This window comes from Cellulomonas sp. PS-H5, from assembly GCF_019265565.1.
GTDB lineage: Bacteria > Actinomycetota > Actinomycetes > Actinomycetales > Cellulomonadaceae > Cellulomonas.
Genome location: NZ_JAHVCI010000093.1, coordinates 1 through 9,795 on the forward strand (window position 1 = coordinate 1; position 9,795 = coordinate 9,795).

General features: G+C 75.2%; 10 protein-coding genes. 6 read left to right on the forward strand and 4 right to left on the reverse strand.

The window, feature by feature from the left end:
• A partial coding sequence (locus J5O08_RS19775; protein ID WP_218708623.1) for a hypothetical protein occupies positions 1–260 on the reverse strand: 260 nt, incomplete at its 3' end.
• Positions 261–498: 238 nt separating this feature from the next.
• On the opposite strand from J5O08_RS19775, the gene J5O08_RS19780 reads away from it, so the two are divergent.
• On the forward strand, positions 499–2,271 hold the full coding sequence (locus J5O08_RS19780; RefSeq protein WP_218708624.1) for a pyruvate dehydrogenase: 1,773 nt from the start codon (positions 499–501) through the stop codon (positions 2,269–2,271).
• Positions 2,272–2,289: 18 nt separating this feature from the next.
• On the opposite strand, the gene J5O08_RS19785 is transcribed toward J5O08_RS19780, so the two are convergent.
• A complete protein-coding gene (locus J5O08_RS19785) occupies positions 2,290–2,982 on the reverse strand; it encodes an FCD domain-containing protein (protein WP_308281744.1) in 693 nt (230 codons plus the stop codon).
• A gap of 220 nt (positions 2,983–3,202) precedes the next feature.
• Between J5O08_RS19785 and J5O08_RS19790 the strand changes: the two genes are divergently transcribed.
• Positions 3,203–3,763, forward strand: a complete 561-nt coding sequence (locus J5O08_RS19790; RefSeq protein WP_218708627.1) for a gluconokinase — start codon at positions 3,203–3,205, stop codon at positions 3,761–3,763.
• Positions 3,763–5,166 carry a GntP family permease gene (locus J5O08_RS19795; protein ID WP_217616445.1) on the forward strand — a complete coding sequence of 468 codons (1,404 nt, stop codon included), beginning with the start codon at positions 3,763–3,765 and terminating at the stop codon, positions 5,164–5,166. Before J5O08_RS19790 ends, J5O08_RS19795 begins: the two co-directional genes overlap by 1 nt.
• A 64-nt stretch (positions 5,167–5,230) precedes the next feature.
• Here J5O08_RS19795 and J5O08_RS19800 read toward each other — a convergent pair whose 3' ends face one another.
• A complete protein-coding gene (locus J5O08_RS19800; protein WP_308281745.1) occupies positions 5,231–6,838 on the reverse strand; it encodes an FAD-dependent oxidoreductase in 1,608 nt (535 codons plus the stop codon).
• Between the two features lie 23 nt (positions 6,839–6,861).
• Positions 6,862–7,194, reverse strand: coding sequence for a YtxH domain-containing protein (locus J5O08_RS19805; RefSeq protein ID WP_255590266.1), 333 nt, complete (start codon positions 7,192–7,194; stop codon positions 6,862–6,864).
• 132 nt (positions 7,195–7,326) lie between these two features.
• Here J5O08_RS19805 and J5O08_RS19810 point away from each other — a divergent pair, with 132 nt between their 5' ends.
• The 3 genes from J5O08_RS19810 to J5O08_RS19820 all read left to right on the forward strand — a co-directional run.
• Positions 7,327–8,736 carry an APC family permease gene (locus tag J5O08_RS19810; RefSeq protein ID WP_218708629.1) on the forward strand — a complete coding sequence of 470 codons (1,410 nt, stop codon included), beginning with the start codon at positions 7,327–7,329 and terminating at the stop codon, positions 8,734–8,736.
• Positions 8,737–8,742: 6 nt separating this feature from the next.
• Complete coding sequence (locus J5O08_RS19815; RefSeq protein ID WP_218708631.1) at positions 8,743–9,483, forward strand: nucleotidyltransferase domain-containing protein; 741 nt, start codon at positions 8,743–8,745, stop codon at positions 9,481–9,483.
• 33 nt (positions 9,484–9,516) lie between these two features.
• Positions 9,517–9,795: hypothetical protein (locus J5O08_RS19820; protein WP_218708633.1), on the forward strand; the 279-nt coding region annotated here is incomplete at its 3' end.

A 9,795-nucleotide genomic window follows, 5' to 3' on the forward strand; every position in this document is an offset into this window, starting at 1 on the left:
CGCGGTGCGCCGGCGTGCTCGCCCTGCCGCGCCCCGGCCCCCGCGCCCTGCCGCGCCCGCGCCGCGTCGATGACGTCCCGGCGCGCGTCGAGCGCCCGCGCGACGACGCGCGACGCGTCCGCGATCCGCACGCCGTCGTCGCCGGCCATCTCCAGCCCGCACCGCGCGCACCGCGTCGCCGCGAGCGGGGCACCGCAGGCGGCGCACCGCGTGAAGTCGAGCAGCTGGCGCCGCAGCGCGTCCAGGGGGGTCGGTTCCACGAGCCCGAGCGTGCCAGGTCGGGGGGCCGCGGGGCGGCTCGTCCACAGTTCCTACCCAGGGTTTCACCACGTCGGACGCCCGCGACGGCCCGCGGAGCCCGCCCGCTCGACGTGCCGTCGGACCGCGTCCGCGACAGGGTGGAGCCGTCCCCCGTGACCGACGAGACACCGCCCCCGGGTGGCACGCGGGCAAGTCATGGGATGAATATGGCCTGACGACAACGACAGGAGTGATCCCGTGGCACGCAGCAACACGGTGGCCGACCAGCTCGTCGCCCAGGTGGTGGCGGCCGGGGCCAAGCACATCTACGGCATCGTCGGCGACAGCCTGAACCCGGTGGTGGACGCGGTCCGCCGCGCGCGGGCCGCGGGCGAGGACATCCAGTGGGTGCACGTCCGGCACGAGGAGGCCGCCGCGTTCGCCGCGGCCGCCGAGGCCGAGATCACCGGCGACCTCGCCGTCTGCGCCGGCTCCTGCGGCCCGGGCAACCTGCACCTCATCAACGGCCTGTACGACGCGAACCGCAGCCGGGTCCCCGTCCTCGCGATCGCCTCGCACATCCCGAGCGCGCAGATCGGCACCCAGTACTTCCAGGAGACGCACCCGGACCGGCTGTTCGTCGAGTGCTCGGTGTTCTCCGAGATGATCTCGTCGGCCGCGCAGGCCCCGCGCGTCATCCGCAGCGCGATCCACCACGCCTACGGCGCCCCCGGCGTCGCGGTGCTGACCCTCCCCGGCGACGTCGCCGACCTGGAGGCACCGCCCGCCGGCACCGACACCCTGGCCCGGCCGCGCAGGCCGCGCGTGGTCCCCGCCGAGGCCGACGTCGCCGCGCTGGCCGCCGCGATCGACGGCGCCAAGAAGGTCACGATCCTGGCCGGCGCGGGCGTCCGCGGCGCGCACGACGACGTCCTCGCCCTCGCCGACAAGATCGCCGCGCCCGTCGGGCACAGCCTGCGCGGCAAGGAGCACATCCAGTACGACAACCCGTTCGACGTCGGGATGACCGGCCTGCTCGGGTACGGCGCGCTCCAGGCGTCGATGGACGAGGCCGACCTGCTGGTCCTGCTCGGCACCGACTTCCCGTACGACCAGTTCCTGCCCTCCGACGTCCGCACCGTCCAGGTCGACATCGAGCCGACCCGCCTCGGCCGCCGGACCCGGAACGACCTGGCGGTCGTCGGCGACGTGGGCGAGACCGTGCGCGCGCTGCTGCCGCTCGTCGAGCGGAAGAAGTCCCGCCGGTTCCTCGACCAGATGGTCAAGAAGCACGAGAAGGCGATGGGCGGGGTCGTCGGCGCCTACACCAAGGACGTCGAGCACCACCGCCCGATCCACCCCGAGTACGCCGCGGTCGTCCTCGACGAGGAGGCCGCCGACGACGCCGTGTTCACGGTCGACACCGGCATGGGCAACGTCTGGGCGGCGCGGTACCTCACGCCGAACGGCCGCCGCCGGGTCATCGGGTCGTTCCTGCACGGGTCGATGGCCAACGCGGTGCCGCACGCGATCGGTGCGGCGCTGGCCGCCCGGGACTCCGGCGCCGAGCAGAAGCACGTCGTGGCGATCGCGGGCGACGGCGGCCTGTCGATGCTGCTGGGCGAGCTCATCACGCTCGTGCACTACGACCTGCCCGTGAAGGTGATCCTGTTCGACAACGCGACGCTGGGCATGGTCCGGCTGGAGATGCTGGTCGACGGGCTGCCGAGCTACGGCACCGACTCCCCCGCGATCGACTACGCGGCGCTGGGCACCGCGCTCGGCATCCCGTCGGTGCGCGTCGAGGACCCGACCCAGATCCGGGCGGCGCTGCGCCAGGCGTTCGCGCACGACGGCCCGGCGCTGGTCGACCTGGTCACCGACCCGCGGGCGCTGTCGATCCCGCCCAAGATCACGCGCCAGCAGGTCAGCGGGTTCACGGCGGCGATGAGCAAGGAGATCCTCGGCGGCGGCATGGGCGAGGTCATGGCGATGGCCCGCTCGAACCTCCGCAACGTCCCGCGCCCCTGAGCCGGGGCCGCGCCGCCCTCAGTGCAGGTCGCCGAGGGCGGCCCGGATCTCGGCCGTGATGACCGTCATCGCCCGCTCGGCGGCCTCGGGGTCGCGGCGGCGGACCGCCTCCGCCACCGCGGCGTGCGCGTCGAGCGCCTCCGCCCGCGGGCGGGACGGCATCAGGCCGTGCCGGGTGCGACCGGCGAGGACCTCGGCGACCACGCCGGTGAGCGCGCCGAACATCTCGTTGCGACCCGCCCGGAGCAGCAGGGCGTGGAACTGCTGGTCGACCTCGAGGAACTCGTCCAGCCGGCCGGCCTCCCCGAGCTCGCGGAGCCGCGCCATCAGGGCCAGCAGCTCGTCCACCTCCTCGGGCGAGGCGTGCCGGGCGGCGGCCGCCGCGGCGACGGGCTCGACGGCCGCGCGCAGCTCCGTGAGCGAGCGCAGCTGACCGAGCCGACCCGGGCCTGCGAGCCGCCACCGGATGACCCGCGGGTCGAACACCATCCAGTCGGACGCCGGCCGCACGACCAGCCCCACCCGGCGCCGCGACGTCAGCAGCCCCAGCTGCTCGAGCGAGCGCATCGTCTCCCGCGCCACGGTCCGCGACACCCCGAACCGGTGCTGGAGCTGCTCCAGCGTCAGGACCGCGCCGGCCGGGAGCACCCCGGCCGTGATCTCCGCGCCGATCGCCTCGAGCACGGTGCTGTGCAGCACCTCGACCGCCACGTGCGTCCCCTCGTCCCCGTCCCGGCGCGCGCCTGACCGGCGGCCGTGCCAGGGTCGCACACGGGATCGGGTGCGAGGACGCGCCCGACCCGCCGCCGCCACTGGTGACATCTTTGGGTTTCAAAGGTCGCATCTTTGTGGCAGAGTGTCGGCACCCCGGGGCGATCCGGGGCAGCGCCCGGACGCTCACGCCCGGACAACGACGTCAAGGAGGGCAGCGATGCCGGAGGTCCAGCACCTCGTGATCATGGGTGTCTCGGGGTCGGGGAAGACCACGACCGCGCAGATCCTCGCCGACCGTCTCGGCTGGCCGTACGCCGAGGCCGACGAGTTCCACCCCCAGGCCAACATCGACAAGATGTCGGCGGGCACCCCGCTGACCGACGAGGACCGCTGGCCGTGGCTGCGCGCCATGCGGGACTGGCTCACCGAGCAGTCCCGCGCCGGCCGGTCGACCATCGTCACCTGCTCCGCGCTGCGGGTCGCCTACCGCGACGTGCTGCGCGAGGCCGAGGGCCGGGTCCGGTTCGTGCACCTCCGGGGCACGATCGAGGCGATCGGCGAGCGCATGTCCGGCCGCGCCGGGCACTTCATGCCGACCTCCCTGCTCCCGTCGCAGTTCCAGACCCTCGAGCCGCTCACCGACGCCGAGGACGGCGTCGTCGTCCCGGTCGAGGTCTCGCCCCACTCCGTCGCCGACGCCGCCCTGCGCGAGCTCGGCATCGACCCCGCCACCGCGCGCGCCGACGTGGCGCCGGCGACCTCCCCCCAGGAGTCCTGATGCTCTCCCTCCCGACCGCAGCACCGCTGCTGCTGGCCGCCGCGGCCGAGGACGCCGCGCCCGCCGTCTCCGACACCCGGCTGATCGTCGCGGCCGTCGTCGGCATCGCGGTCATCGTCGCGCTGATCGTCTGGGTGAAGCTGCACCCGTTCCTCGCGCTCATGCTCGGCGCGGGTGTGCTCGCCGTGGCCGCCGGCCTGCCCTACGTCGACGCCTTCACCTCGTTCACGGCCGGCCTCGGCACCACCGTCGCCGGCGTCGGCATCCTCATCGCCCTCGGCGCGATCATCGGCAAGATGCTGATCGACTCCGGCGGGGCCGACCAGATCGTCGACTCGATCCTCGCCCGGACGCCGGTCCAGCGGCTGCCGTGGGCGATGGCGTTCGCCGCGTTCATCATCGGCATCCCGCTGTTCTTCGAGGTCGGCGTCGTGCTGCTGATCCCGGTCGTCATGCTCGTCGCCCGCCGGTCCAAGGTGTCGATGATCGTCGTCGGCATCCCGGCCCTCGCCGGCCTGTCCGCGCTGCACGGCCTGGTGCCGCCGCACCCCGGCCCGCTCATCGCGATCGACGCCCTCGGCGCCGACCTGGGCCTGACGCTCGGCCTCGGCCTGCTGGTCTCCATCCCGACCGTCGCGATCGCCGGCCCGCTGCTCGCGAAGCCGATGGCCCGCTGGGTCCCGCTCGACCCGCCGACCGAGATCCTCGGCGCCTCGGACCGCGCCGACGACGCGCGCCGCCCGTCGTTCGCCACCGCGCTGACGGTCGTGCTGCTGCCGGTCGTCCTCATGCTGGCCCGCACGCTCGCCGAGACCGTCGGGTTCGAGGACTCCGGGTTCGGCCAGGTGCTCGACTTCGTGGGCACCCCCCTGGTCGCGCTGCTCATCACCGCGCTGGTGTCGCTGGTCCTGCTCGGCACCCGCCAGGGCCGCGACCGCAGCATGGTCAGCAAGCTCGTCGACTCCTCGTTCGCCCCGATCGCGAGCATCCTGCTCATCGTCGGCGCGGGCGGCGGCTTCAAGCAGACCCTGGTCGACTCCGGCGTCGGCGACGTCATCGCCAAGGGCCTCGCGAACGCGCCGATCTCGCCGCTGCTCGCCGCGTGGCTGGTCGCGGTGCTGATCCGCGTCGCCACCGGCTCCGCGACCGTCGCCACCGTCACCGCGGCCGGCATCGTCGCGCCGCTGGCCGAGGGCCTGTCCCCGACGCACGTCGCGCTCATGGTCCTGGCGATCGGCGCCGGCTCGGTGTTCCTCAGCCACGTCAACGACGCCGGGTTCTGGCTGGTCAAGGAGTACTTCAAGATGACCGTCGGCCAGACGTTCAAGACCTGGTCGCTCATGGAGTGCGTCCTGTCGGTGACCGCCCTGGTGGTGGTCCTGCTCCTGAGCCTGGTCATCTAGCGACCACGCCCCGCACGCACCGACGGCCCCGCCTGGCACCACGCCGCGGCGGGGCCGTCGCGCGTCAGCCCAGCGGGGTGAGCGGCGTGGTCGCCGGGCCCTCCAGGGGCGCGCCGTCCGGGGCGAACCGGCTCCCGTGCAGCGGGCAGTCCCAGGACCGCTCGACCTCGTTCCAGGTCACGACGCCGCCGAGGTGCGTGCACACGCCGGACACCCGCCGGGTGACGCCGCCGACGGTGCACACCGCCTCCGGGCGCACCCCCGCGCGCTCGACGCCGCCCTGCCCCTCCGGCGGGGCGGCGCGCGTCCCGGCCGCGGCGCGCGGGGCGGTCCAGCCGCCCGCGAGCCACCGCGCGACCGCGGCGTTCAGCCGCGCGGCGTCGCCGAGCCCGGTGAGCTCGTGCCGGCCCCACGGCCGCCAGGACTCCGCCCAGCGCGGGGCGCGGTCGTTGAGGATGTCCGCCGCGAGCACGAGCGCGGCGGCCACGGCGGTGGTCATGCCCCACTTCGCGTAGCCCGTCGCGACGTACAGCCGCGGGTCGAGCGGCAGCAGCCGGCCGACCAGCGGCAGCCCGTCGGTCGTCGCGTAGTCCTGCGCCGACCACACGTGGGTCAGCTCGGCACCGGGGACGTGCGCGCGGGTCCAGTCGACGAGCGCGCGCACCGACTCCCCCGTCCGGGGCCGCCGGCCCACGGGGTGCCCCGCGCCGCCGACGAGCAGCAGGTCCGGCACCGCCGCGCCGACCGGGGTCGCCGAACCGCCCGGGACGGCCGGACCCCGCACCAGCCCCGCCCCCGCGAGGGCCGGCACGGAGCGCACCGACCGGGTGTCGGCGTCGACGGAGAGCGCCATGCTCGTCGGCGGCGGCTCCGGCACCCGGAACGCGCACAGGTACGACCGCAGGGCGTGCAGCCGCGCGAATGCCCCGCCGCGGTCGAGGACCGGCGTGCCCGTCGCGAGCACCACCGCGTCGGCGGCGACGTCGCCCGCCGTGGTCCGCAGCACCGTGCGCCGGCTCAGGCCGCCGAGCTCGGCGCCGTGGTGCATCCCGAGCACCCGGACCCCCTCGGCGATCCGGCCGCCGCGCCCGACGACGTCGGCGGCGAGGGCGCCCAGCACGTCCAGCGGGTCGACCTGCGCCTGGTCCGCGAGGCCGATCGCGCCGGTCACCGGCAGCGGCAGGTCGGTGCGCCGCCGCCAGCCGACCGGCACCCCGGCGCGCCGGGCGGCCTCGAGCTCCGCCTCGACCCGGGCGCGCCCCTCGGCGGTGGTCGCGAACGTCAGCGCCTCGCGCCGCTGGTAGGGCACCCGGTGGTCGTCGAGGTAGCGCAGCAGCCAGTCCATGCCCTCGGCGCTGCCCTCGGCGTACGCGGCGACCACGCGGTCCTCGTGGCGCTCGGCCAGCGAGGCGAGCCGGTCGCCCTGCAGCAGGCTGATCTTCGCCGTGCTGCGCCCGGTGGTGCCCGCGCCGACCGCGCGGGCCTCGAGGACGAGGACCCGGCAGCCGGCGCGGGTCAGCAGCAGGGCCGTGGTCAGCCCGGTGAGCCCGGCGCCGACCACGACCACGTCGGCGGGCTCGTCGCCGGGGTGCGGCACCTCCCCCGGCGCGCGGTGGTGCGGGTGGGACGCGGGTTCGCGCCGGTCCCACCACAGCGACGTCCGGGCGACCACGACGCCCTCCCGCTCAGGCCCTGCTAGGCCCCGGGCGGGGTGACCGGCGTGGTCGGGGTCGTCCCGGCCGGCGGGGCGGTGCGCGTCGCGCCGCTCGCCTCGGTCGCGTCGTCGTCGGACGTGCGCGACACGGCGCTCTTCACCGCGTCGACGGCCTTGTCCTTGAGCGCGGCGCCCTGGTCCTTCGCGAACCCGGTGGCCTTCGACTCGAGGTCGTCGACCGTCGACTGGACCCGCGGGTCGTGCCACGCGTCCGACGCCCAGCCCTTGATCTTCTCGAACTGCGCGCGACCCGCGCGGGTCCCGAGCACGTAGCCCACGCCCGCGCCGAGGACGAATGCCAGCTTGCCCTTCATGCCTGACCTCCCGAGATGTCCTGGTGGTCCGATCGAGCCTAGGGGCGGGGGTCGTCGCGCGCCCGGCGAGCCGCTCGCCGCGCGGGGCCGCCCGCACGGGAGCACAGTGTGCCGCGGAGGGGGTGGTGCGCCATGGCGGAGTCCACGCAGGTGAGCCAGGACCAGCAGCCCGCGCTCAAGCGCTCGATCGGCCGGACCGTGCTGCTGCTGTTCGTCGTCGGGGACATCCTCGGTGCGGGGATCTACGCGCTGACCGGCACCGTGGCCGCCGAGGTCGGCGGGGCGATCTGGCTGCCGTTCCTGCTCGCGTTCGTGCTGGCCGCGCTCACCGCGACCGCGTACGCCGAGCTGGTCGCCCGGTACCCGCGGGCGGCCGGCGCCGCGCTGTACGCGAACCGCGCGTTCCGCCGGCCGTTCCTCACCTTCCTGGTGGCGTTCGCCGTGATGATGTCCGGCATCACCAGCGCGTCGGCCGCCGCCCGCGCGTTCGGCGGCGACTACCTCGCCGAGCTGCTGCCGTTCGGCGTGCCGACCGTGGTCGCCGCGTGGGTCTTCCTCGGGCTGATCACGCTCGTGAACGTCCTGGGCGTCTCGGAGTCGGTCCGGGTCAACGTCGTGCTCACGCTGATCGAGGCGACCGGACTGCTCGTCATCATCGGCATCGGCGTGGTCGCGCTGGCCCGCGGCGAGGGCGACCCGGGCCGCGCACTGGAGCTGAGCACGGAGGGCGCCGCGTGGATGGGCGTCCTGGGCGGCGCGGCGCTGGCGTTCTACGCGCTGCTCGGGTTCGAGGACTCGGTGAACCTCGCGGAGGAGGCGAAGCACCCGCGGCGCGACTACCCGCGGGCGCTGTTCGGCGGGCTCGCGATCGCCGGGGCCATCTACCTGGCCGTGGCGTTCACCGCGTCGATGCTCGTCGAGACGGACGTGCTCGTCGGGTCGACGGGGCCGCTGCTCGAGGTGGTGAAGGTCGCCGGGCTCGTCTTCCCCGCGTGGCTGTTCGCGCTCATCGCGCTGCTGGCCGTGATGAACACCGCGCTGATCAACATGATGATGGCCTCGCGCCTGGTCTACGGGATGGCGCGGGAGCGGATCATCCCCGCGCTGTTCGGGCGTGTGCAGGCGCGGCGCCGGACCCCGGTGGTCGCGATCGCGTTCACCGTGGTGCTGGCCCTGACGCTCACCGCGACCGGCGACCTCGGGGACCTCGCGGACACCACCGTCCTGCTCCTGCTGCTGGTGTTCGCGGTGGTGAACGTGGCGGTGCTGGTGCTGCGCCGCCGCCCCACCTCGGGGCCCGACGGCGACGACGACGAGCCCGAGCGGGTCGAGGGCGACTCCGCGCGGTCGTTCCGGGCCCCGACCTGGGCGCCGGCGGTCGGCGCGGTGGTCTCGCTGGTGCTGGCGTCGCCGCTCACCGGGCGGGAGGGGTCGGTGTACCTGCGGGCCGCCGTCCTGCTGGCGATCGGCGTGGTGCTGTACGTGGTGAACCGGCTGGTGGTCGGGAGGGTCGACGCGGACGACTCCGCGCTGGCAGGCTGACGACGCATGTCCGACGAGTCCTTCCTCGACCGCCTCGCCGACACCCTCGCCGCCCTGCCCGGGGTCGAGGCGGTGTCCCTCGGCGGGTCCCGCGCGCACGGCACCCACCGGCCCGGCAGCGACTGGGACCTGGCGATCTACTACCGCGGCGCGTTCGACCCGCAGCACCTGCGCGACGTCGGGTGGGAGGGCCACGTCTTCGAGGTCGGCGGCTGGGGCGGCGGCGTGTTCAACGGCGGGGCGTGGCTGACCGTCGAGGGCCGGCGGGTCGACGTGCACTACCGGGACCTCGACGTCGTCGAGCGGGAGGTCGACCGGGCGGCGCGCGGGGAGTTCGACGTCGAGCCGCTGCTGTTCCACCTCGCCGGGTTCCCGACCTACGTCGTGGTCGCCGAGCTGGCCGGGCACCGGGTGCTGCGCGGCACGCTCCCCCGGCCCGGGTTCCCCGCGGCGCTGCGCCGGACCGCGCCGGAGGTGTGGGGCGCCCGGGCCGACTTCACGCTCGACGGGGCCGAGCAGCACGCGCGCGCCGGGCGGGTCGCGCAGTGCGCGGGGCTGGTCGCGGTGGCCGTCACGCAGCGCGCGCACGCGATGCTCGCGGGGCGCGGCGAGTGGGCCACCAACGAGAAGCGGCTGCTGGACCGGGCCGGGCTGCGCGGGGTCGACGACCTGGTGCTGGGGCTGGCCCCGGAACCCGAGGCGCTGCTCGCCGCGGTGGCGGCGGCGCGGAGGCTGTGCGAGGGCTGACCCGCGGCCGCGGCCCTCGGTATGATCGGCGGTATGAGCCTGAGTGAGCGGGTCACTGTGACGGTACCGGTGCCGGACCTCGACTTCCTGAAGGAGTACGAGCGCGCCCACGGCCTCCGGTCCCGCTCGGCCGCCTTCCACGCGGCCATCGCCGCGCTCCGGGAGAAGGAGCTCGAGAGCCAGTATGTGACTTTCGGCGCTAAATGGCGGGGTTCTGCCGCCGCAGCGTGGCGGGACAGTCAGGTGGCGCCGGGAGTGATGGGTCGCAGGACATCCTCGACCTCGTCGTGTCCCTTCCCGGGCCCGATCTCG

Bases quoted from the DNA above. Each gene is read 5' to 3' on its own strand.
- J5O08_RS19790 (WP_218708627.1), top strand. From the start codon at position 3,203: ATGCCGGAGGTCCAGCACCTCGTGATCATGGGTGTCTCGGGGTCGGGG.
- J5O08_RS19795 (WP_217616445.1), top strand. From the start codon at position 3,763: ATGCTCTCCCTCCCGACCGCAGCACCGCTGCTGCTGGCCGCCGCGGCC.
- J5O08_RS19805 (WP_255590266.1), bottom strand. From the start codon at position 7,194: ATGAAGGGCAAGCTGGCATTCGTCCTCGGCGCGGGCGTGGGCTACGTG.
- J5O08_RS19810 (WP_218708629.1), top strand. From the start codon at position 7,327: ATGGCGGAGTCCACGCAGGTGAGCCAGGACCAGCAGCCCGCGCTCAAG.
- J5O08_RS19815 (WP_218708631.1), top strand. From the start codon at position 8,743: ATGTCCGACGAGTCCTTCCTCGACCGCCTCGCCGACACCCTCGCCGCC.